Origin of the sequence: Mycoplasma anseris ATCC 49234, assembly GCF_000702805.1 — a bacterium.
Classification (GTDB): domain Bacteria; phylum Bacillota_I; class Bacilli_A; order Mycoplasmatales; family Metamycoplasmataceae; genus Metamycoplasma; species Metamycoplasma anseris.
In genome coordinates, this window is the sequence record NZ_JNJX01000003.1 from 39,280 (window position 1) to 63,017 (window position 23,738).

At 25.3% G+C, this 23,738-nt stretch carries 24 protein-coding genes and 2 tRNA genes; 13 read left to right on the top strand and 13 right to left on the bottom strand.

Annotation, left to right across the window (positions count from 1 at the left end):
- Positions 1–6 precede the first annotated feature (6 nt).
- Positions 7–1,674 carry a hypothetical protein gene (locus tag T401_RS0100980; RefSeq protein ID WP_033178641.1) on the bottom strand — a complete coding sequence of 556 codons (1,668 nt, stop codon included), beginning with the start codon at positions 1,672–1,674 and terminating at the stop codon, positions 7–9.
- Between the two features lie 112 nt (positions 1,675–1,786).
- Here T401_RS0100980 and rpmG point away from each other — a divergent pair, with 112 nt between their 5' ends.
- Genes rpmG through nusG form a run of 3 tightly spaced genes read left to right on the top strand, consistent with a single transcriptional unit; the run spans position 1,787 to position 2,766 of the window.
- Complete coding sequence (gene rpmG / locus T401_RS03405) at positions 1,787–1,936, top strand: 50S ribosomal protein L33 (RefSeq protein ID WP_084274535.1); 150 nt, start codon at positions 1,787–1,789, stop codon at positions 1,934–1,936.
- Positions 1,936–2,169: a preprotein translocase subunit SecE gene (gene secE, locus T401_RS06525; protein ID WP_033178642.1), complete on the top strand. Its 234-nt coding sequence runs from the start codon at positions 1,936–1,938 to the stop codon at positions 2,167–2,169. Before rpmG ends, secE begins: the two co-directional genes overlap by 1 nt.
- A 9-nt stretch (positions 2,170–2,178) precedes the next feature.
- On the top strand, positions 2,179–2,766 hold the full coding sequence (gene nusG / locus T401_RS06530; RefSeq protein WP_033178643.1) for a transcription termination/antitermination protein NusG: 588 nt from the start codon (positions 2,179–2,181) through the stop codon (positions 2,764–2,766).
- Between the two features lie 61 nt (positions 2,767–2,827).
- Here nusG and T401_RS06535 read toward each other — a convergent pair whose 3' ends face one another.
- The 6 genes from T401_RS06535 to T401_RS0101015 form a co-directional block, all read right to left on the bottom strand.
- Positions 2,828–4,054 (bottom strand): sialidase family protein, encoded by a 1,227-nt coding sequence (locus tag T401_RS06535; protein WP_033178644.1) that lies wholly within the window; start codon positions 4,052–4,054, stop codon positions 2,828–2,830.
- A gap of 167 nt (positions 4,055–4,221) precedes the next feature.
- Positions 4,222–5,358, bottom strand: coding sequence for a methionine adenosyltransferase (gene metK / locus T401_RS0101000; RefSeq protein WP_033178645.1), 1,137 nt, complete (start codon positions 5,356–5,358; stop codon positions 4,222–4,224).
- A 222-nt stretch (positions 5,359–5,580) separates the two neighbouring features.
- Positions 5,581–5,655, bottom strand: a tRNA-Gln gene (locus tag T401_RS0101005).
- Between the two features lie 3 nt (positions 5,656–5,658).
- A tRNA-Tyr gene (locus T401_RS0101010) sits at positions 5,659–5,742 on the bottom strand.
- Between the two features lie 182 nt (positions 5,743–5,924).
- Positions 5,925–6,161 (bottom strand): hypothetical protein, encoded by a 237-nt coding sequence (locus tag T401_RS07345; protein WP_371836245.1) that lies wholly within the window; start codon positions 6,159–6,161, stop codon positions 5,925–5,927.
- A 150-nt stretch (positions 6,162–6,311) separates the two neighbouring features.
- Positions 6,312–7,925, bottom strand: a complete 1,614-nt coding sequence (locus T401_RS0101015) for an ABC-F family ATP-binding cassette domain-containing protein (RefSeq protein ID WP_033178646.1) — start codon at positions 7,923–7,925, stop codon at positions 6,312–6,314.
- A gap of 113 nt (positions 7,926–8,038) precedes the next feature.
- Here T401_RS0101015 and T401_RS0101020 point away from each other — a divergent pair, with 113 nt between their 5' ends.
- Complete coding sequence (locus T401_RS0101020; RefSeq protein ID WP_033178647.1) at positions 8,039–8,929, top strand: diacylglycerol/lipid kinase family protein; 891 nt, start codon at positions 8,039–8,041, stop codon at positions 8,927–8,929.
- Positions 8,930–8,951: 22 nt separating this feature from the next.
- Here T401_RS0101020 and T401_RS06540 read toward each other — a convergent pair whose 3' ends face one another.
- The 5 genes from T401_RS06540 to T401_RS06555 form a co-directional block, all read right to left on the bottom strand.
- On the bottom strand, positions 8,952–11,135 hold the full coding sequence (locus tag T401_RS06540) for a hypothetical protein (protein ID WP_033178648.1): 2,184 nt from the start codon (positions 11,133–11,135) through the stop codon (positions 8,952–8,954).
- A 35-nt stretch (positions 11,136–11,170) separates the two neighbouring features.
- Positions 11,171–12,343, bottom strand: coding sequence for an ABC transporter permease subunit (locus T401_RS06545; protein ID WP_033178649.1), 1,173 nt, complete (start codon positions 12,341–12,343; stop codon positions 11,171–11,173).
- Positions 12,343–13,305 (bottom strand): ABC transporter permease subunit, encoded by a 963-nt coding sequence (locus T401_RS0101035; RefSeq protein WP_033178650.1) that lies wholly within the window; start codon positions 13,303–13,305, stop codon positions 12,343–12,345. Before T401_RS0101035 ends, T401_RS06545 begins: the two co-directional genes overlap by 1 nt.
- An 11-nt stretch (positions 13,306–13,316) precedes the next feature.
- Entirely contained in the window at positions 13,317–15,191 is a 1,875-nt protein-coding gene (locus tag T401_RS06550; RefSeq protein WP_033178651.1) for an MYPU_1760 family metalloprotease, read from the bottom strand.
- 81 nt (positions 15,192–15,272) lie between these two features.
- Positions 15,273–15,992 carry a hypothetical protein gene (locus T401_RS06555; RefSeq protein ID WP_033178652.1) on the bottom strand — a complete coding sequence of 240 codons (720 nt, stop codon included), beginning with the start codon at positions 15,990–15,992 and terminating at the stop codon, positions 15,273–15,275.
- A 156-nt stretch (positions 15,993–16,148) separates the two neighbouring features.
- Here T401_RS06555 and T401_RS06560 point away from each other — a divergent pair, with 156 nt between their 5' ends.
- Genes T401_RS06560 through T401_RS0101080 form a run of 7 tightly spaced genes read left to right on the top strand, consistent with a single transcriptional unit; the run spans position 16,149 to position 21,336 of the window.
- The gene (locus T401_RS06560; RefSeq protein WP_033178653.1) at positions 16,149–16,808 is read left to right on the top strand and encodes a hypothetical protein; all 660 of its coding nucleotides are present in this window, start codon (positions 16,149–16,151) and stop codon (positions 16,806–16,808) included.
- A gap of 44 nt (positions 16,809–16,852) precedes the next feature.
- Positions 16,853–17,395, top strand: a complete 543-nt coding sequence (gene rsmD / locus T401_RS0101055) for a 16S rRNA (guanine(966)-N(2))-methyltransferase RsmD (protein ID WP_033178654.1) — start codon at positions 16,853–16,855, stop codon at positions 17,393–17,395.
- A 48-nt stretch (positions 17,396–17,443) separates the two neighbouring features.
- Complete coding sequence (gmk, locus tag T401_RS0101060; protein WP_033178655.1) at positions 17,444–18,073, top strand: guanylate kinase; 630 nt, start codon at positions 17,444–17,446, stop codon at positions 18,071–18,073.
- A gap of 20 nt (positions 18,074–18,093) precedes the next feature.
- Positions 18,094–18,837: a PP2C family protein-serine/threonine phosphatase gene (locus tag T401_RS06565; protein ID WP_052169642.1), complete on the top strand. Its 744-nt coding sequence runs from the start codon at positions 18,094–18,096 to the stop codon at positions 18,835–18,837.
- A complete protein-coding gene (locus T401_RS0101070; RefSeq protein ID WP_033178657.1) occupies positions 18,838–19,839 on the top strand; it encodes a serine/threonine-protein kinase in 1,002 nt (333 codons plus the stop codon). It abuts the gene before it with no gap.
- Entirely contained in the window at positions 19,839–20,681 is an 843-nt protein-coding gene (rsgA, locus tag T401_RS0101075) for a ribosome small subunit-dependent GTPase A (RefSeq protein ID WP_033178658.1), read from the top strand. The genes T401_RS0101070 and rsgA overlap by 1 nt, the downstream gene beginning before the upstream one ends.
- Before the next feature lie 7 nt (positions 20,682–20,688).
- Entirely contained in the window at positions 20,689–21,336 is a 648-nt protein-coding gene (locus tag T401_RS0101080; RefSeq protein WP_033178659.1) for a ribulose-phosphate 3-epimerase, read from the top strand.
- Positions 21,337–21,399: 63 nt separating this feature from the next.
- Here T401_RS0101080 and T401_RS06570 read toward each other — a convergent pair whose 3' ends face one another.
- Positions 21,400–21,876, bottom strand: coding sequence for a hypothetical protein (locus T401_RS06570; protein ID WP_033178660.1), 477 nt, complete (start codon positions 21,874–21,876; stop codon positions 21,400–21,402).
- A 329-nt stretch (positions 21,877–22,205) separates the two neighbouring features.
- Between T401_RS06570 and T401_RS06575 the strand changes: the two genes are divergently transcribed.
- Both T401_RS06575 and T401_RS06580 read left to right on the top strand, forming a co-directional pair.
- Entirely contained in the window at positions 22,206–22,874 is a 669-nt protein-coding gene (locus tag T401_RS06575; RefSeq protein WP_033178661.1) for a chromate transporter, read from the top strand.
- Positions 22,867–23,535 carry a chromate transporter gene (locus tag T401_RS06580; protein WP_033178662.1) on the top strand — a complete coding sequence of 223 codons (669 nt, stop codon included), beginning with the start codon at positions 22,867–22,869 and terminating at the stop codon, positions 23,533–23,535. Before T401_RS06575 ends, T401_RS06580 begins: the two co-directional genes overlap by 8 nt.
- The last annotated feature ends 203 nt before the right edge of the window (positions 23,536–23,738 follow it).

Here is a 23,738-nt window from a genome sequence, read left to right on the forward strand (position 1 = left end):
AGCTCCTTAATTTATTTCTGAGTCAATAAATTCATTTATTAATTTTATACAATATTCAAAATTATTTTGTTTGTAATTAAAATCTAAATCCTGATAAAGTACTAATGCCTTATTATTTTTAATAACATTTGGCCCTAATTTTTGCATTACAATCTTGATAATTTTGGCTTGTTCAATTTTAATAACCACTAAATTTGAGAAATCTAGGGTGTCGTTTTTTAATTCATTATCTAAATTTACTAAAACGCTAATTTCATTATTTCGCAAATCTTTTTGATTAGCGTTAATTTTATTCATTGCATCTTCAAACAATTTCATTTCAATATCATTTAATGCAATTCCCAATTCTTCAATTTGTGAATAAAAATAAATCAACATCGAATGATAAAATTCAATATTTATGCAATGTTTTTCCTTTTCATCTTTTAATAAATTAATTAATTCTTCTAAATCGATTTGTTTATCAACAGCAATTTCTAATTCTTTAAAAAAATCAATTGACTTTATTAATTTTTCAAATGTTGTGTTTGCATTTTGAATATTTTTGATTTGACTTTCTAATTTTTCTTTATCAATATTTACAAATTTTTTTAATTGATCTCTTTCACTGGCATTTTTTACTTCAATTGCATTTTTTTGGTATTTATTCATTAAAAAATCGAAATAATATTTAACTTTATCTTCATTGTTTTTAAACAAGTTATAAAAATGAATTTCTAAATTTAATTCTTTTCTTGCTTGATTAATTTGCAAATAAATTTCTTTAATTTTATTCTTAATATCTTGATAATTAATTTGTTTTTGAAGTTGCAAAGTTTGTTTGATATTTTCTAATTCATCAATAAATTCATTATTACTAAATATGTTTTCTAAATGTGAATTAATAAAATTTGATTTGTTTTCAAGAAACTTGTTTTTACTTAATAAAAATGAATTTTCTAATTGATTAGCTATTTTTAAACAGCCAAAACTTTCATACATTATCAAAAATAATTGCTTGATTAAATAATTTAATTTTTTAATCTTTTCTAAATTCTTGGTAATTTTATATTTTAAAAAAACATCTTCATTAAAATGTTCAAAGAGCGATAAAATTTCATTACTTATTGTTTGGATGGATTGTTGAAAAAACGCTTTATATTCAATGTTTTTTAAATCATTAACCAATAAGTTAAATTGATTAAATTGAATTCTTAAAAAGTTAATTTTTGGTAAAACAAAATTAATTTGTTTTGTGTTCTTGTCAATGAATTTTAAAATCGAATTAACTTTTATATTTAATTCTTGATTTAATGATTTTATTTCTTTAAAAGATGATTTTAATTTAAAGTAACATTTGATTTCTAAACGATTATGACTATTTTTGTGATTATTAATCTTAGTAATTAGATTTTGTGATTTTCATTCAAAATCATGAAAAATATTTTCAAAATCAATAGCACTATTTGCTAATTTAGTTTCTAAATATTTGTACTCATTATTATTTTTAGCAAACGCGACAAACTGTTCATTTGCCTTTTCAATTTTAGTTTTCAATTCAAGAAATTTATTTCTAATTTTTTTAATTTTATTAGATCAACTTAATAAATTTCAATAAGATAAAAACATTCAGATCATTAAAAATTCAAAAATTAATAATAATACTAAGATGACAATGGAAATAATCATATTCATGGTATTAATTATAATCAAATTGATTAATAAACATTCATTAATTCCACTTTAAAATAAAGAAAGACAAATTATATTCGTAAATAATTTAAAAAATTATTTTATAATAATAACCATGAAACGAACAACAAAGAAAATAACATTAGCTTGTCAAGAATGTTTTCATAAAAATTATTCTATTAATAAGAGTAATGATGCAAGATTGGTCATTAATAAGTATTGTAAATTCTGTAACAAACAAACTGAACACAAAGAGGAAAAATAATGAGTGAAGAAATAAAATTTAATGTTGAAGAATCGGCTAAAAGCAAAACTAATAAAGAATCAACTATGAAAAATTTCGCCAAGGAAGTAAAAAGAATAAGATGACCAAAGACTAAAAAAGTTTGAAAATGATTTGGCATCACAATTGTTTTTTTAGTTGTTCTTGCTGTTTTTTGTTTCTTAATTACACTTGGTTTTACAAGTTTATGAAATGTGATTGGAATCAAAGCCTAAGGAGAAGATATGAACGAAGATAATAAAATTTTTAAATGATACATGGTATCAACTGTTTCAGGTAAAGAAGATAACGTTATTGAGTCTTTAAAAAACAAAATTTCAGCACAAGGAATGGATGAATTTTTTAAAGAAATTAGAATTTTTAAAATGCCTCATTTATCAAACAAAGAATTAGAAAAGAAAACCAGAGGTGAAGATTATATTGTCAAAGAAGTAAACATCTACAAAGTGTATATTTTCATTAACATGTCAATGACTGATGAAGCTTGATATTTAGTGCGGAACACCCAAGATGTTACCGGATTAATTGGTTCTTCAGGAAAAGGGGCAAAACCAACTCCAGTAAGTAAAAGAGATTTCCAAAACATGATTGAACAAGAAAGAATTCTACGTGAAAAATTTGAAGCCGGGGATATTGAAACAGCTTTTAAAGAAGGAACTATTGTTAAAGTAATTAGTGGTGTCTTTGTTGGCGAAATTGGGGAAATCATTAAAAATAATGATGTGACCCAAAAAGCTTTTGTTAATATTGAACAATTTGGAAGAAAAGTTCCAACTGAATTTGATTACAAAGATTTAGAAATCTGTGGATAATTTATTTTTAAAAGCACAAGAACAAAAATCTTGTGCTTTTTCATATCTCAGTGGTTTTTTCTTATTTAGTTTGTAAAAGAAATTTATTTGTTTTTATATCTTCAATTACTTTTTTTAAATCTAAATGAAAAGCAACTATACAAGTATTTTTACGATCATCTTTTTTAAACTTACCATAACTTATAACTACTAATTTATCATTTTTATCGATATAGGCACCAGTATAGCCAGTATCAGGATTAGCAAGATAATTAATACCGCCAGAATTTTTTATATATGTATGGCCCAATTTAACCAAATAACCATGATGTTCAGGATTTATTATGTCATTTATATCATTGGCAATGAACATCATCAGCCCATGAGAATACATATAAAATTTAGATTTAATATTCATGAAATTCTGATAATAATCAATTTTTCTAAAGAAGATGACTATTTTATTATCACTAGTAAAGAAAACTTTATGTCGATCTCCAGTAATATGATTTGGCAATTCTTTAGGTTCTAAAAAAGTTTTACCATTATCATTTGATATTGCATAATATGAATTAGAATTTCGCGCTTCTGTTCTTATTAACATCATCATTTGATCCTTATTTTTAGTTTTAAAAATCTGTACTTCACTAAATTTGTGTTTCTTTTCAATACTTCGATATTTCTCAAATACCTTTTCAGGTTCAGATAAAACTAATTTGTTGTCTTTAAAAGTTATTTTTATTCGATATATAATGAAATCATAATCATGAAAATAACCATACCAAGCATCTTCATTGGCAATTTTATGCATAGTTGAAAAAGCAACTATTGGATTTCATACACCTTTTTTTCTTCTATATTCTTCTTGTTTAGCATTTGGACCAAAATAATTAACATGTTCTGAATAATTGATACCATCATCAGATAATGAAATATCAAAACCCTCACCTTTTTTATTTTTAGCATTTCAACCAGGTCTTGCTGAAATTAATAAATATTTTTTCTTTCCATTATTAAAATTTAAAGTAAATATTGTAGGGGTTTCTTCTGTATTCTTGAAACTATTTGGCAAATCAGTTCTTCTTTTTGATCAAGTTTTACCATAATCTGATGAGGTTTTTACTATTGTTTCTCCCTTACCATGCCCATTTACATAAAAAGCAACGAGTTTCTTACCATCATCTAATGAAAGTAAATCAGGATGTGCCAAATATTTATTCTTACCTTGATCATCAACAAGAACAATATTATTTGTGTTTGATAAATCATAATATTTAAGTGAAACTGGCATTTTAATAAAGGTCAACATAAATAAAAATATTAATATCAATAACTTAAATATTAGTAGGAAAAATATAATTCTTCTTTTTTTATTTGTCTTCATCATATTTATATAATATATGATTTTTATTTTGATTCTTAAGATTAAATACAAAAAAAGTCAAGTTGTAAAACTTAACTTGTAGACAATTTATCTTATTTATTTAAGCTAGTTTTGATATCTTCCACTTTATTAAGTTCTTCTCATGGCAAATTTAAATCTTTTCTACCAAAATGTCCAAAGGTTGCTGTTTGTAAATAAATAGGGCGAAGTAAATCTAGTGATTCAATAATTCCTTCAACACTCAAATCAAAATGCTTATTAATAATATCAATAATTTCTTGTTCAGAATAATCTGAAGTCCCAAAAGTGTTAATATAGATTGATTGTGGTCTAGGTAAACCAATTGCATAAGATAATTGAATTTCAAATTGTTTTGAAATGCCTGCAGCTACCATATTTTTAGCAATATATCTTGCCATATAAGCAGCACTACGATCAATTTTAGTTGCATCTTTACCACTAAAAGCACCACCACCATGATGAGCAAATCCACCATATGTATCTACAATAATTTTTCTTCCAGTTAACCCAGTATCACCAACTGGACCTCCTACTACAAACCGACCAGTTGGATTAATTAGTAATTCGTAATTTAAATCAAAATGATGTTGTTTTAAAACATAATCAATGATTTCTTGTTTTACAAATTTCTTAAATTTCTTTTCATTGAAATTTTCTTGGTGTTGAATAGACATTAAAACCTTAGCAACTTTAAAAAGTTTGCTTTCTTCATCATATTCCATGGTAACTTGACTTTTCATATCAGACTTAGCTCATTTAAATTGTTTTGTTCTTCTTAAATGCTCAGCTCTTTTTACTAATTCATGAGAAAGCACAATTGATCAAGGCATATAATATTGATTTTCATCAGTAGCATATCCAAATAAGATTCCTTGATCACCAGCTCCCAATTCCTTATCATCTTTTTTATCAACCCCTAAAGCAATATCAGGGCTTTGTGGATAAATACCATTGATAATATTAAAATCACTTTCTTTGTATCCTAAGGGTTTTAGAACTTTTCAAGCTTCTTTAATAGTGTCTACATATGATTTAGTAGTAATTTGACCACCAATATAAATTAAATTATTGTTTGCTAAAACATCACAAGCAACTCTTGCATGTTTATCCTTTTTCAAAATAGCATCTAAAACAGCATCACTAATTTGATCGCAAATCTTATCAGGGTGCCCAGCGCCAACACTTTCACTTGTTAAAAACCTTTTCATAATAAAAACCTTTCTAACATAGAGAAAGGTAATTAATAAATCCACATACATGTTAGATATCAATCCCTCACTATCCACCTTACATTTGCAGGTTGGCATGCGTCAAAGCAGTTATGCTACGCAACTCTCTATGTATTTTTTAATAAAATAATTTTAACTTAAAAGTTAAAAAAATAAAATAAAAAAATCCTAAAAAGGATTTCTTGGTATTCATACGAATATTGGCTGCCCTTGTTAGATTCGAACTAACGGATGGCGGTACCAAAAACCGCTGCCTTACCACTTGGCTAAAGGGCAAAATGGTGGAGGGGGAGGGATTCGAACCCCCGAACCGTGAGGAAGTGGGTTACAGCCACCCGCGTTTGGCCGCTTCGCTACCCCTCCAATAAGCATTAATATTATACATTAAAATTTTTTTTATGCTAAAAAATAATAATGTTGTCATTCATTAAATGAATTATTTGTTATTTTCCATGTTTGAAGATGAACATAATTAATTCATAAAAGTTGAATTTGATTTTATCTCTTTTAATTCTCATTATTCTATTTATTAATTGAACAATAATTTAATTGTGAAATGTAATATTAAAACTTTTTAAAACATCTCTTATAAAAACTATTAAACGACTTCAATTTTTTAGTCTTATCCAATTACTAATTTCGACTCCTGCTCTAGATTTTGTCTTAATATCTACAATATTATTTTTTGAAATTATTTCATCTATAACTTCTTCTAAAAACTGTTGAATTAAATCTTCAATAGTTACTATTTTGTTTGATGAATTTTGAATTTCATCTGTAATATAATTTTATTTTTTACTATATCCTAATAATTATAGTTTATCATATTGCCTTCCAAAATAACTAATAGGGCTACATCTATACATAATAATTTTGCACAATGTTGCAAATAAAAAGCAATGCTATACAAACATAACATTGCCTTAATAATATTAATATCCCATTGCTTCTTCATATTCTTCTAATGTTCCGTAAAATAAATAACTTTCATGTGGTTTAATTTCTAATAAAACATTAGCACATTCTTTGATCATAGCACGATTATAAGTAGTAAAAATACATGAACTCTTATATGCTTTTACTGCCTCGATTAAACTATCTATTGATTCTGAATCTAAGTGATCTAAAGGTTGATCTAAAACAATAAAATTGCTTTCTTCTAGCATCAATTTTGAAAACATTAATCTTACTTTTTCACCACCACTAGTTACTTGTACGTTTTTGAATACTGAATCATTTGAAAATAACATTCTTCCTAAAAATGAACGCATTCTGCTATCTGAATTATCTTTAGTTTCTTGAGTTGAATTATTTAAGGGTCATTTGCTAATTCATTCTAAAATGGTTTCATTTTCTGTAAAATATTCTGAATTATTGCTTGGAAAATAATTAGGTTTAATAGTTATTCCTCAAGTTACTGTTCCTGAAGTTGGTTTTCTTTTTCCCATTAAAATTTCTAAGAATCTTGTTTTAGCAATATCATCATCGCCTACAATAACCATTTTATCGCCAGGTCTTAAGGTGAATGAAACATTTTCAAATAAGGTATCGCCTGCATCATTTACATAACTTAAATTTTCAACACTTAGAATTTGTTTTCCAGGTGTTCTATTTAATTCAAAACGAATAAAAGGATATTTTCTTGAAGAAGGTTTAATTTCATCAATTTGGATTTTTTCTAATAATTTCTTTCTACTAGTTGCTTGTTTAGATTTTGAAGCATTGGCAGAAAAACGGGCAATAAATTCTTTTAATTTTTGGGCTTGTTCTTCTTTTCTTAAATTAGTTTTTTGTTGCATTTCTAAAATTAATTGGCTTGAAATTTTTCAAAATGTGTAATTACCAACAAATAACTTAGCTTCTGAAAAATCAATATCCACAGTGTGAGTACAAATAGCATCTAAAAAATCTGAGTCATGACTAACTACAATAACAATATTAGGATAATCCATTAAGAAATTTTCTAATCATTTAATAGTTTTTAAATCTAATCTGTTAGTTGGTTCGTCCATTATTAAAATATCTGGGTTTCCAAATAATGCTTTAGCTAATAAAACCTTCACTTTTTCATTTGCTTTCAATTCTGACATCTTAATTGTTCATTTAGTTTTATCAATACCTAAATTTGATAATAATGTTTGTGCATCATTTTCTGCGTTTCAACCACCCATTTCACCATATTTTTCTTCTAAATGGCTTGCTCTTTCATAATCTTCCATTGTTGCTTCAGGGTTTTCATAAATTTGGTTTTTTTCAAGATTTAAATTATAAAGTTCTTTATTCCCCATAATAACAACATCAGTAACTATAAAGTCATTATATTCATCTTGATTTTGAGATAAAACACTCATTCTAGCATTTTTTTCTTTTACAATTTGTCCTTCAGATGCTTCAACTTCACCTGATAAAATCTTTAAAAATGTTGATTTTCCTACTCCGTTTGCTCCAATTATTCCATAAACATTACCAGGTAAAAATTTCAAATTAACATTTGTAAAAAGTTTTTTATCTGAAAAAATCTTACTTAATCCGCATACTTCTAACATATTTCTCCTTTAACTCGCATTAATATTACTTATTTTATCAAAAAACTTGCTTTTAATCCCTTTATAGTCAATTAAAAATGTTGATTTTAAACATAATATTTTATAATTGTTCTATGATTTTTATTTTATATAACTCTTTATCTAAAACCGGTAAAAATATTAAGAAAATTACTAGGATTACTAATCAAGCCAAAAAGGTTTTTGGGAACCATGAAACCAAAATCATTGACTTAATAAGCATTAAAGACACTAGAGGTTTCGTTGACAAACTTCATCCCAATGATGACATAGCAATTATTATTGGTGGGGATGGTACTTTAACTAAAGTGGCAAACCAAATTCATGAATTAAGCAATTTGCCTAAAATCTATAGTTATAAAGCAGGAACTGGAAATGATTTTTTAAGAGCTATTAGCAAACATAAAGAAACAATTATTTTGAAGAAAAAATTCTTTTTTATTACCCCTTATTTAAAAAAATTGCCTTGAATTAAATTTAATAATCAAAAATTGTTTTTTTTAAATGGTGTTGGAGTTGGTTTAGATGCTGTGATTGCTTTAGCTTTAAATAATCTTAAAAAGAATAAATCTCCAAATTCATTTTTTCAATCATCAATTAATTCCGTTTTGAAATTTAAAAAATTAAAACGTGTTGAAATTGAATTAGATGGTAAGCCAATAATTTATCATAATGTTTGATTTACAAGCATTATGCAAGGAAAATATTATGGTGGCGGAATGAAGATTGCTCCTTATGCTAACCGTTTTTCTGATCAATTAGAATTGATTATTTTTAAAAATATGTCCAAAACTAGAGTAGCTTGTTTATTTCCATTGGTTTATACTGGGTTGCACCGTTTTCAAAAGGGTGTAATTAATTTAAGAGGAAGCCATATAAAAATTAAATTTTCTCGTCCTGAATGATTGCAAATTGATGGCGAAACCTTTCCTAGCATATTAGAAGTTGAAATAAAAAAAGAAAAGAACCTTGAAAAAGATTCTTAACCTAATTCCTACGGGAATTTTTTTATCCAATACTTGCCTTAGTAAACGAAGTATAAAATAAAATTTCAGATCCTGATTTATGGTGAATAAAAATAGGAAATGATTTTAATTGATTGGCATCAGTGTTATTAACATTTAATACTATTTGATCATTAATTAACAATTTGAAATTAAAAATTCCAAAGAAATTAGCAATAAATGGGTATTTAGCATTAATTTGGTATTTAGATGGGACAAGACTTAGATCGCCAATATTACTGTTTAAAATCTCAGGCTTATCAGTCGCTTGATATTTTGTGTTTCAAGAAGAAGAATTGTCTAATGAAAAAATCATTGATACATTATCTTCTGGGTTTAAATCAAAAACATTATTGTAAGCACTACTTTCTAAAATGGTATTAAAAAATGAACCGCCTAATGAAATAAAATGATGCTGTGATAATGTTTGTGCAGTAATCGCATCAGCTTTAAATACAAAAGAACCTTGTTTGTCAAAACTCTTAACAAATTGGGTTTTTATGCCTTTAAAAAATTCATTTTCAAAATTAGCAGCAAGAAAGTATTTGAAAAATGATACTCAAAGCATATCATTATATTTTATTAATTCATTATCGCTAAAACGATTTGATCAATTAGTATTTCAGTTTTGAGCAAGAATTTTTTTTAAATCATTCAATGAGACATTAGAAATATTGTTCAAATTCGTATAATTTTTAGGAATTATTCTGAAATCTTCTAAAGATAAGGGAATAACATTATTAGGTTCAGGATCAATCCCTTGAATAAATATTCTTCCTTGAGTATTTATAGTGGCAGCACTATTGTCAATATCGTTATTATACCTAAGAACCAATTGAAGCATTCTTCTTCTTTGATCATTGAAATTAAATGCTAAATTAAAAGTACTATCTTCATAATTTATATTATCATTAGAAACTTCTTTATAACTGCCATATCCAGGTTCTTCAAGATAATAGCGAATGCTTATATTGTGTTGTTTAAGATAATTTAGTGGATATTGTTTATTGTTAAAATTTAAAAATATTTTTACTCTAAATTCACTATTTTTTTCAACAATATAAGTATTACTATTTTTTTCTAATTGTGGAAAATAAGAAATACTTAAAGTTTTATAATCAGTAGGTATTGTGTTGGCTTCATTAATAAAATTGGTTAAGTTTTCTTCAATATTATTAATTTGTTGCTTGAATTCTTGAAATTCATTGCTATTAATTGGATTTTTATTTTCAATTGTTGAAGCAATAATGTTTAATTCTTCTTCAAAATTTAAGACATAAAAATTTTGTTGTTGGTATTTGGAAATTTTGTTTTTCAATAAGTTAATTGATTGTTGTAATTCAATCTTGGCCTGATTATTTGGTTGAAGTTTCAAAAGACTTTTTGCATTTAAAAGCTTTGCATTTATTAAAATGATTTCATTTAATAAACCATTATTTTCAATAGGACTAATTTTAAGTTTAAACTCATTATTTAAAACTTTAAAAATATTATTTAGTTCTTTTTCAAAGATAACTTTTGAATCTTGGGTGTATTTTAAATATATTGGAGATTCTTTGATAGTTGTTTCTTGATGATAACTATTTATTAATATTTGAATATTGGTTGCTATATTATTAAAATTTGTATTTCAGGTTTTGACTGTTTCAATGGTTTTTACTTTTGAAATAGCATTTTTAATTTCTTCAACAATAGAATCATCAAAATATTGCTTTATTAATTTAAAATTTACCAAAAACAAGTGTTTTTGCTTATTTAAATCATTTTCTGAATTAGCTTTTAAAAGAATTGCTTGATTATTTGTGGTGTCTAATAATTCATCATAATATTTGGTTTTATTTGTTAAATTTAGATATTCTAAATCTTTTATTTCTTTAAAGGCAACTAGTTTTGAAATATAACTAGTTTCTAATTGATTAATTTGTGATTCAATACTTTGGCTAATATTGTTTTTATCAATTTGCAATCTAATATCATTTAATTCATTTAAATATTTTTCATTAAGTTTATTTAGATAAATATAGTTGTTCTTTTTTATTTTTGATTCTAAATTATTGATTAATGCAAGAATTTTATTTTGTGAATGATTTTTATTATTTCTTGTTTTTAAAATAGCAATAGGAATAACTATCAAGAAAGTAAAAACGATTAAAAATCCACTTAATAAAACAATTTTTTTCTTTTTCATATAATTCCTTTAAACAAATATTAAAAGTTTTAAAATTAACGGATTTTTTGATTATAAGTTTGACTTAATTTAACAAAAAACAATTTTAAAGACATAAAAATTAATATAAGGGGGGTAATTAGTGTAATTAAATATCAAATATTACTTTTAATGTTTAATAAAGCTTCTTTAAAAACAACCCCAATATGTAGATCATTAGAATTTGTAATAAAATCTAAAAGTGATAATGAACTAATAATCAATAAATTCATTGCTAATTTATCAACAATTAGAATTAAAATAGAAGCAAAAATTTGTTTCCAAACATGTTTAAAAATTAATTGGGTGGGATTTAAACCAATTGAAATAGCTGCACTAATAAAATTTTGGTTTCTTAAAATCTTGGTTTCATTTTTAGTAGTTTCGTAAAAATGAGTTCAAGAAATTAAAACAAAAGCAATCACAATTGAATATCATTTTGTTCCTAAAAAAATACAGAACATAAAAATTCAAATTAATTCCGGAATAGCGCCAATAACATTAGCAATTCCCTCAATAATTTTGGCATATCATTTGTCTGATTTTAAACCCACAATTGCGCCAAGACTAAAACCGATAAAAATGTTAAAAATTAATGATAATAAAATGATTACAAATGTTAATCAAATAGAACTAAAAATTCTTGAATAAATATCAACACCATTTTGATTAGTACCTAATATTAAAAAATGATCAATTGAAATTTTTGTTTGATTTGATACGTTCAAATTTATTGCTTCAATTAATTGATATGGGTTATATCATAATGTTACAATATCAGTGTTTACTGAAGTTGAACCACCAACATCTAATGATGAGTCAAATAGAATTTTAAAAACTGGTGGTATACCTAACGAATTAGATCTTATTAATTCTTGCTTTTCAATAAACCTAATGAATTCCAATTCCTCACCTCTTTCAAAACTACGTTTAATAATTGGAGTGTATTGTGAAGGCAAATTATTAACAAAATCAGATTGTTGAAAAATTGAATTACTTGGACTATTTTTAATAAATAAACTAGCAATAATTAAACTCAAAAGAATAATTATTAATGAAATGAAAATAAAAATGTTAATTTTTTTATCAAAGAATTTCTTTCAAAAACTCTTTGTATTATTTGTATGAACAACTGGACCCTTTAAATTGGGTTTAAATTTAGCGAATTTAAATAATTGGGTTTCTTGCATTACTTAAACCTCCTTTTAGGAGTCTTAAAACTGAATCAAAAATTGTTCATGGTTAAATTTTTTTGTTCTGGATTCAAATAATCTAATATCAAAGCAAAAATAAATTTGGAAATAAGAAGAATCGACAAATTTACTACAAAGAAAAACATTACTAAATTTATTTCAGCATTCAAAAATGCATAAGAAATAAATATACTTTGACCAGGAATTGAAAAGATTCTTTCAATTGCGATTGAAGAAGAAATTAATAGTAAATAAAAGGGAACAAAGACTTGTAATTCACTAATTAATAATTGTTTAAAAATTATTTTTCAAAATGTCTTTTTAAAAGAAAATCCTAAACTTAAAGCAAAATGATAATAATTACTTGATAACACTTCTTTTGTTGTTTTTCTGGCTTTTAAGAAAAATAAACTAATAGTACTAAAACTAGTAATTAGAATTGGAACAAATAATGAGATTATATTTAAAGGCGCATCATAAATAAATTGTGAGGGATAACCAACATTAAAACTAATGCTTAAACTTAAAATAGCAATAATAATTAGTGGAACAGAAGCAAAGAAAGAAATACAAATGTTAATTAATAAATCACTGGTTTTATTATATTTAAAAGCACTATAAACTCCTAAAAGATTTCCAATAATTAAGGACAAAATAAATGTTAATAAAGTAAATAAAATTGTTCATTTAAAATGAAAGAAATACAAACTAGCAATTGAACTAGAATGTTTGATTTCACTAGCATATATTTGCCCAAAATTACCAGTAAATAAATTCTCTAAATATAATCCAAATCTACTAAATAAATTTTTATCAATTTGAGAAGCAACAGCGAAGGTCTTATCAATTTGTTTTTGTAAAAGAATATTAATAGCAAAGAAAATAAAAGTTATAGCAACTAAAAAGATTGCTATATATGAAATTATTCGAATAAAATAATGTTTCACTGTTTCTTTCATTTTCCTTCTTTCTAATATCTTTTTATTACATATGAAATGGTTTTTTGTAATGGGTCGTCTTCAATTTTAACTTGATAAGTTTTGTTGTTTAAAATGTTGTGCCCTCAAGTCATAGGAACTCTAAAATTAGTTATTGTTCTCTTTGTTTCTTCAAATCTTAATTGATTGTAAGTCATATTTAAAGGCAATAACTCTTCTTCTTGTTTTAAATTATCTTTATTTGTATCAATTCAAATTTTGGCATCAAATTTTTGATTATTAAAATATTTATTAATATCCTCATAAGTTAATTCGTCAGTGAAATAAGAATATTTATGAATCTTGTAATCAAGAAAATCAGGTTTTAACATATCTTCGCTATAAACTTCATTATATGATTTTTTAGCTATAAAATTATTAGCATGAATATGCATATTTAAATCAATGCTTTGATTTTGTTGATTGCTTAATACTAAATATGTTGGTTTATCAATATTTTTTTCATCATAATCAAAGGGTAAAAAACCACCAATATGCATTGATTCATTTTGTGAATCAATACTATGATTACCTAAAAAACTTATTGCTTGTCCATAACCATATAAATCAACATAAGCTTTAAAAAGACCTTTTAAACGATAATTAGCAGGGTAAATTGCAGTGTTATATATTTTTATACCTTGTTTATTTACTAATTTGGCCAATTCTTTGTCAAACACTCAGTTGGTGGAAAACAATAAATCTTCTGATCTAATGCCTTTTCCAATTGATTTTAAAACATCATCCCCGATTGCTGTGACCCAAAAGAAATCTCCATTTGTATAATATAAGAAATTATTTCAACCGCTTTTATCTTTAGGAAAAAAATTAAATAAGCTATCTTTAAAAATCAAATCACTAGCTGGAAATGACATTTTTAAAAATTCTCTTGGAATTAATTCTTCAAATGAATATAAATACTTAATTATTTCAGTATCAGCTGGAGTAGTAAATCTAGTAGGACTAATCCTTGAATTATTAAAATAATAATTTTTTTCTTGTAATTGATTTCAATTTTTAGAAGCATTAAAAGGTAAATTTGCTAATTCAAACAAATCATATGCACTTCATTTACTAAACACATTTATTTCATTTTCAGGCGGAGTAATATTTTTATAATAAGGAATTTGATCAATTATACTTGGGTTGTATCCTAAATACTTTCGAAATTCAGTTATAAATTTTTTGTTATTAACATAATTAGCTTTGACTACCTGACTTGAATCTAAGTTATATTCTAAAGTCTTATCACTGTTTAGATCATTAATGCGATGATTGTTATTATAACTATTAGCAACAAAATGCATATACTCATGGACTAAAACAGCCAAGACCATATCAACCTTAATGCTTAATTTTTCTTCTCTTCAATCATGATCTAAATAATTTGATGGATCAACTATAGCTGATATTGATAAATAAATTTCATCATCACTTGGTAAATAATAACCATTTGCTTTTTTTTCTATATCTGAACTTTTGTTGATATATACATTTCTTAATAAGTTAATCTCAGGCCCATACATTGCCCTTTTTTTAAACTCTTCATTAAGAAGTTTTAGTCCTTCGGGGCCTAAAAAATAAATTGGATTTCCGTCTTCATCAACTGAATAAGCATATTCTTTAATGCTTAAATTTCCATATTCATAAGTTTTTAAAATTTCATTTTTATTAGAAGAAGCATATTTTTGGTTATATAAAATACTTTTACTTTCGTCATTTGCAATAACTTTTCAAAAAGGAACACTTTTTATTAAAGAAGGAACAAAAAGATAAGCAGCATACCCAAGTCCTGCTAAGATTCCGAATCCAAATAAGATTCCGAATATTATTAAAAAGATTGTTACACTCTTCTTATTTTTTTTCATGTTGCTCCTTTTTATTTAATTAAATTTTAATATATTACATCACAAATATTAAATAAATGATATCTAATGATATCACTTACTTTATTTAATAAATTTTAATTTGCTTTGTAATTCCTTGTTTGAACCATCTTCATTTTGTAAATAAACTTTTTCAAAATGAATTTCATTAGCATAATCAAAGATTTCAACATGAGTTAAATCAATGTCTAACTCTCTCTTATCAGTAGCATTATCATCAATTTTAATTTCAACATATTCTTTTAGTTTATTCATAAATGATTGTTTTGATTCTGATTTAGCAGCGATTAATTGATCCAGCATGCTTGTGAAATTAATGTTTGATTTTTTAAGCTTAGAATTTATTTCATATTTTCCGATTTTTATTTTTGAATCAACAGAAGTTGTTTTAAAACCACTAATTTCAAATCTTTCAGTTTCTTCATTACCATTATAAATTCTTGTAATAAATAAATGTAAAACGCCAGATTCTAAATGTTCATGCGTTGAAGAACTTACACTATAAGAAACACCTTCAGGGGTATCCTTATCATCGTATTTAATTTGATATTTATTTAATAAAGTTTTTATTGAGTTTCAATCTTTGGCAGTTTTAAATTCTTCAGATGCTGTAGCAGAACTAATCTTTTGTTGATTAAGTGCAGCATTTGCAATCTTTAATCCTAATTTAGTTGTAAATTCCACATTTTTTTCTTCATTATTACCATGACAATTAGCTGCAATTAATGGAATTAATAAAGTTGAAGGGCTAATAATGCCTCATAATAATTTAATTTTTTTCATAATCTATCCTCTCTAACAAATTAAATTGTAATACAGTTTAATAAATAAAGTTGAATTTTTAATTATATTTATCATTTTTTATTAACTTATAGTTTTATTTTTTTTGTTTTAAAATAAAATTCATTTCTTAGTTTATTTTAGAATTATAATTTTTGTATGAAAAAAAGACTGATTAATAGGATAATTTTAGGAAACACCTTTCTAATTCCATTAGTAAGTTTTTTTAGTATTTCATGTAATTCTAAACGCCCAAAATATGATGAGCGAATCATTAATTCAAAAGAAATAGAAAATGCATCTTATGATAATGCCAATATCATTATTGATAAATCCAAATTCAAAATCGAAGGTAGTTGAAATAACTCTTATAACATTTCCAAAACTGAAATTCAAAAAATCTTTCAAAAATACAATATGGTTTTAACTGAAGAAGGCAAAAAGATAACTGCTAAACAATTTTATGACATTGCTTATGCAGAAATTGTAAAAAGAATCTTGCCAAGTGGAATATATTTTGTTGAAGGCAAAGAATCTTTCGAAGCAATTTTTTCTTCTAATCCTATAAAAAAATATTTAAACATTACATGACCTAATTTTGCCAAATTTGATCAAAACTATTTTGAAGTGAGATACCGATTAGAAGTATATAACCCAACAACTCCTGATGAAATCACTATTCGAGCACAATTCTTTCATAGTGATAAATTCCATATTGATAATCGTTATCCAAATATTGTTATTCAAAAGCATGATACCGGAATTAGCGTTGGACCAAAATGATATTTTACAATTAAAGGTTTTAAAGCATCAGAATAAAGTTTTTTAGATACTTTATAAATTAATTTATAATTATTATCAATATGATAAGAATTATTGCTGGTAAATATCGTTCAAGACTACTAGAACAGCCTTCTAAACAAACCACAAGACCAACAACTGATAGAGCTAGAGAAGGTCTTTTTTCATCGATTCAATTTAATATTGAAGGAAAAGAATTTTTAGATCTATTTTCAGGTAGTGGGGCTTTTTGTTTAGAAGCTCTATCAAGAGGGGCTAGTCATGCTGTTTGTGTTGAAAAAGATAAAAAAGCATATGAAACAATAATTAAAAATAAAAAAAATCTAAAAGAAGCAAATCTTGAGGTTCATTGAACTGATTGTTTTAATTATTTAAAAAATAATTTTTTTAAACAATTTGATTATATTTATTTAGACCCACCTTACAAATTAAGAAAAGAGTTATATCAGGCAATTGATATGATTTCAACCAACAATATGTTGAAAGATGGTGGCTATTTAATAATCGAAACTGATTTGGATAATTTTGAATATGAATCCAATGGTTATAAGGTTGTAAAAACAAAGAAATATGGTAAAATTTATTTCTACTATCTACAACATTAATTTTTACATAATAATCAATAAATTTATTTAAAACTTAAGGAGAAAAACATGGCAAATAATCGAAAATTAATTATTTTCACTGGACCCAGTGGAGTTGGCAAAGGAACTGTTGAACGTTGTCTTTTTGAAGATGATTCTTTAAAATTAAAATTATCAGTATCAGTAACAACAAGAAGACCAAGAGAAGGTGAAATTGACGGAGTTCATTATTATTTCGTGAGTCAAAGTACATTTGATGCTTGTTTAACAGAAAACAAATTGATTGAATATTCAATGCATTTTGATAATTATTATGGTACTTTGTATTCAGAAATTGATCGAATCTTATACCAAGGAAAAATTCCTTTTTTAGAAATCGAAACAAATGGTGCTATGCAAGTTATTGAATATTACAAGAAACAAAATAAAGTGGATGAAATTGTTTCAATTTTCTTAATGCCACCTTCATTTAAAGAATTAGAAAGAAGAATTTTAGGCAGACAAACCGAACCTGAAGAAATTATTAAAAAACGTTTAATTAAAGCAAAAGAAGAAATCGGCCAATCAACATTATTTGAATATGTTGTAATTAATAATGATGTTGAAAAAGCAGCTAACGATATTAAAGAAATTATTAAAAAAGAATTTGCTGAAGTTTTAGAAACCAAAAAGGAAGCAAGCGAAGGAAGAAATGCCTAATTAATAAGGGAGATTAGTTAATGGACTTTTTTTTAAAAACAGATAAAGGCTTAATAAGACCACATAATGAAGATCGTGTAAAAATTTGTTTAGGAAGAGAAACTGTTTTAGCCATTTTGTGTGATGGTATGGGCGGTCATTATGGTGGTGCTAAATGTGCAAGTTTAGTCACTGATTTATTTGAAACTTATTTTAAAACTAATTTCCCACATGATGTGCAATATGACAATAAAATTGCAATTAATCATTGATTTATTGATGCATTAGAATTTATTAAAGAAAATTTAGAAAACTTTGCAATTTTAAATCCTGAATATAGTGATATGGGGAGTACTTTAACGGCTGCTCTTATTTTTCCTAATCAAAAATATCTTTATATCTTTAATGTAGGCGATTCAAGAACTTATATTTATAATGGCTTACTTTATCAAGTAACAGAGGATCAAAACATTAAAAATGCTTGAGTCAAAGAAGGAAAAATTAAGAAAGAAAATGCTGATAATCTTAAATATGGCAATCGATTAACAAGCTGTATTGGTCCTAAGAAACAAATGAATCCAGATGGTGTAATTTATGGCAAAGATTCTAATCCCAAATATATTATTTTAACTAGTGATGGATTACATGATTTTGTTGAAAAGCCTTTTATGGAACTAGTGATGCAGCAAAATATCAGTTTAAAAGAAAAAGCTGAAAAATTAATTGACTGTGCTAAGAAAAACCATTCAAATGACAACATGTCAATTATTATTGTGGAGGTTTAAATGGGAATTAATATTGCAAAATTTAAAAACTTAAATAAGAATTTTCACGATTTTAAATTAATTGGCACAGGTGGATTTGGTGAGGTTTATTCAGCTTATTATAAAGATAACAAAGAACCTTGGGCAGTTAAAGTATTAACTGAAAATGATATTAATGGCAAAGCAATCAATATCAAAAGATTTGGCAATGAAATTGCAGTCTTAAAAAAAATTAAGGGTGAAAATATTGTTAAATTCTGAGGTCATTACTTAAATAGTGATGGTTGTTATATTGCCATGGAATTAATTGAAGGCTCTTCTTTAAAGCAAAGAATTAATAAAGACAAATTTTTTAGTGCGGAACAAACAGTGCATATTGCTAAACAAATTTGCCAAGGATTAATTGATATCCATGCTCATCAAGTGGTTCATCGTGATTTAAAACCAAGCAATATTTTGTTTGATAAATATGATACTGTCAAATTAATTGATTTTGGAATTTCATTATCAGAAGACAGTTTAAGAGTTACTACCACCAATAAGATTGTTGGCTCAATTTATTATATTGCTCCTGAAGTACTTTTAGGAAAGGCTAGCCCTTCAGCACAAAGTGATATTTATGCTTTGGGAATTTTAATTTATGAAATGTTAACTGGTAATCCTCCTTTTAAATCTAATGAACAAGAAATTGTGGTAAATGGACATATTAATGGACAAATTCCTCCTTTAAAAAATGTTAATAAAACTGTGCCTCAAGCATTAGAAAATATTATTTTAAAATGTACTGCTAAAAAGCCAGAAGATCGTTATTTAACTGCTCAAGAACTTTATTATGATTTAAATACTTGTTTGTCAACCAAAAGAGTGAATGAAAAAAGACTAAAAATGAATAATGACCACAAAAAAACTGCCATGCAAAGATTCAATAGCAAGGCTTTTAGTATTAGTCTAATTACAATTGGTATAATTTTAATAACAATATTGGCAGTATTAATTGGTTTGTTTGCAGGAGGAGTTATTTAATGGAAATTGGTAAAATTGTTAAATCAGTTGCGGGTTTTTTTGATATAAAAAGTTATAAGGATAAACAAATTTATCGTGTAAGAGGTTCAGGCAAATTAAGAATGCTTGATATGAAGCCAATTGTGGGTGATGAAGTTGAATTTGAAAAAAATGAGTTTATTCATCGAATTTTGGGAAGAAGAAATTTCTTTATTCGTCCTAAAATTGCTAATGTTGACCAAGCAATTGTGGTTATGTCTTTAGTTCAACCAGAATTTAGTTCCTTATTGATAGATAAATTCTTAATTATTATTGAAAACAAAAATGTTGAACCGATTATTGTTTTAACCAAAAAAGATTTAACACAAACTAGTAAAATTGATTTTTATAAAGAACAAGGATATAGGGTTTTTGAAATTGATTATGAAAAAGAAACTGGTTTTGATGGCTTAAGTGACATTTTTAAGCATAAAACAAGTTTCTTTGTTGGTCAAACCGGGGTTGGCAAAACTACTTTAATTAATTATTTAGCTAAAACTAATTTTGAAACGCAAGCCATTTCCAAAGCTTTAAACCGTGGTAAACACACTACAAGAGAAGTTAGTTTAATTAATTTCAATGGTGGAGAAATTATTGACACTCCTGGGTTTTCTTCAATTGAATTTGATTTAACCATTGATGAAATGCCAACTGCTTTTAAAGCTTTTAAAGATGCTTCTAAATTATGTAAATACCGTTCTTGTAAACATTATATGGAAAATGAAAAAGATTGTAATGTAAAAAAACTTGTTAATGAAGGCATTATTAAACAAGAAAGATATGATAACTATAAAAGTTTTTTAGAAAGACTTTTAGGAAAATAGGAGAATTATGAAAACAATCAGTCCTTCAGTATTAGATGTTAAAAAAGAAAATTTAATTGAATATGTTAATACCTTAATTGATTGAGGAATAACGAATGTTCATTATGATGTTATGGATAATATTTTTGTGCCAAATATTGCCCTACAATTTAAAGAAATTAAAGCTATCAAAAGAGAATGCAAAAAACATATTATGGATATTCATTTAATGGTACATGATGTCTTTGGCTATTATGAAATGTACAAAAAGATTGGCGATATTCTAACTTTTCATTATGAAGCAATGAATAAAGATGATTTACATAGTTTAATAGCTCAAGCCAAAGTTGATCAAGTCAAATTAGGTTTAGCAATTAAACCAAATACCAAAGTAGAAGAAATCACTCCTTATTTAAAACATTTAGATCTTTTATTAATCATGAGTGTTGAACCGGGTTTAGGTGGACAAACCTTTATTGAATCAAGTTATGATAAAGTTATTGAATTAAAAAGATATATCCAACAAGAAAACTTACATACCATTATTCAAATTGATGGTGGAATTAAAGATTTTAATATTAAATATTGTTTTGATGCAGGAGTTAATTTAGCTGTGGTTGGTTCTTATTTAGTTAAAAATTTTAATAAAGAAACTGTTGAAAAACTATTGAAATAAAGAAAAAGCCGGTTTTATGATTCGGCTTTTTATAATTTGTTTTTTACTTGCCATAAATTGTTATTATGAATTATTTTGATTATCATTGAGAAACAAATTTTGCTGTTGATTTTTTTGTGGGTCATTGTTGGATTTATTATCATATTTATGAGCATAAATACGAGAAATTAGATTTAATTCATCAATTAACTCCTTATATTTGTCTCTATCTTTATCATGAATAATAATTTTACTTAATCCAATAATGGAAGCAATAAATAATGTTAATATAATTATTACGAAAATTGTTGAAAGTAAGGTTAACAATTTTGCTTGTTTATTAGATGTTTTTATAGCAGAACAAATGCCAAAGGAAAATCAAATCATATAACCACAAATTACTCCAGAAAGTGGATAAACTCAACCTATATCTCTATTATAATAATTGTATTTGAGAGATTCAAAGAAAAGAACACAAAATAAAATTCATGAAATAATTCATATTGAAATACCAAACAAACTAGCAAATGCATAACTCCTAGACTTACTATGTTCTTGCATATGTCTCCTTTTTCTCTATCAACAATATCTTTTTTTGCAAAATGATTCTTAAATAGTGAATTATGCAATTAAAAAAGGAATAAGGTTCTTTAAAAAATAATTTATAAAATAAAAACATTCAACGCATCGAATGTTTTTCCATTATATAGTTTGTGTTTTTTTATAGTAAAAGGGAATAAATAATATACTGAAAATAGTTAGGAGTAATAAAACTAATCCTACCGCTTTTCATTGATATTTGCTATATTTCAAGCATTAAATCTTCTATCTAAATTCAATATTATTTTCATTACCTAATAATTATATAATAATTTATTTATAATTAGTTTATGAAAAAACAAAAGAAAAGAAATTTTAGTTCTTTTTGACAAGTTGTTTGATTTATTATTTTTACTACTTTTGTTGGATTTGGTGGCGGAAATGCTATTATGCCAATTATCAAAAAACAAGCTGTTGATAAAAGAAAATGACTTACTGAAGAAGAATTTGATCATGTCGTAATTATCACTAATATGTTGCCTGGAGCTTCAGTAATTGAAGCTTTAAGCTATGTTGCAATTAAACTATTAGGATTTTGAAAAGGCTTAATAGCAACTATAATCGGAATTTTACCACATTGTTTATTTGCTTTTTGCTTACTTTTAATAACCAAATATATTCCTAGAGAATATTTATATGTGGTTGCTTTAGGAGTCTTAATTACAATTATTGGCTTGTTAATTAATTTTACAATTAGATATTTAAAAAAGAGTTTTAAACCACTTGGGTTTGGACTTTGATTTAGTTTATTTTTAATGAGTTTTTTATTTAGTTTATTTGTTCCTACTCCCTATAACATGCCAGTTTTTTTAATGTTAAGTATCATTGCAATTTTCTTTATTATTATTGCTATTAAAAAACGCAATAAAAAACAAAAACTCTTAGAAGAACAATTATTAAAAAATAAAGAGGAACAAGCTTTAGAGCAAGATAATATAGAAGGAGGTAATCATGCTTAGTGCTTTACTTCTTTCAATCCCATTATTAATCTTTGTTTCATTAGCCATTTTTGGCGGAGGGCAAGTTTTTATGCCGGTCTTCCAATGAATGTGAAAATTATTAGATAAATTATTTCATTGTGGCATCAACCAAGAATTGATTGACAATATTTTCTCAATCTCGAATGCTACACCCGGTGTTATTTCAACTAAATTTGGATTGTTTACTGGATTTATTGTGGCAAATGGTGAATGATGAGGTTATATAGCTATGTTTTTAACTTTTCTAGTTTTTGTCATTCCAGCAATTGTGGTAATGCATTTTAGTATGAAAAAGATTAATAAAATTCAAAATAGTATTGTTTTAAAAAGACTATTTATGATTATGAATCCGGTTGTGGCCGGAATAATTGCAGCTTTAATTTTTCAACTACTTTTATCTACTATGTTCCCTTATATCATGTTTAATGAATCAGCTAAAGAATATATGGGAATAATATCTAAAGAGACAAGCAGTAAGGTTAAATTCTTTAGTGGTTGAAGACAAATTGCTTTATATCTTTGAGTCCCTTTAGGTATTACTTTTAGTAGTATAGCTAGTTGAAAAAAAACTCCAGTTTGAGCAATTATCATTATTAATTTGCAAATAACTTTTTTAATATTCCAACCTTGAATCAAATAATGAAGATAATATTTTACTTCGTTTTTTTTTTTTTTTTTTTTTGGTCATTTTTTTGTTGAAAAACATTGCTTAAATTAACATTTTTTGGAAAAGAAAAAGCTTCAATTCTTTCAAAATAAAATTACTATTGTAAAAAATATGAAAGGATGTAAAGAAGAATTGAGTAAAAAAACAAAAGTTATATTAGGTTTAATTTCTACAGT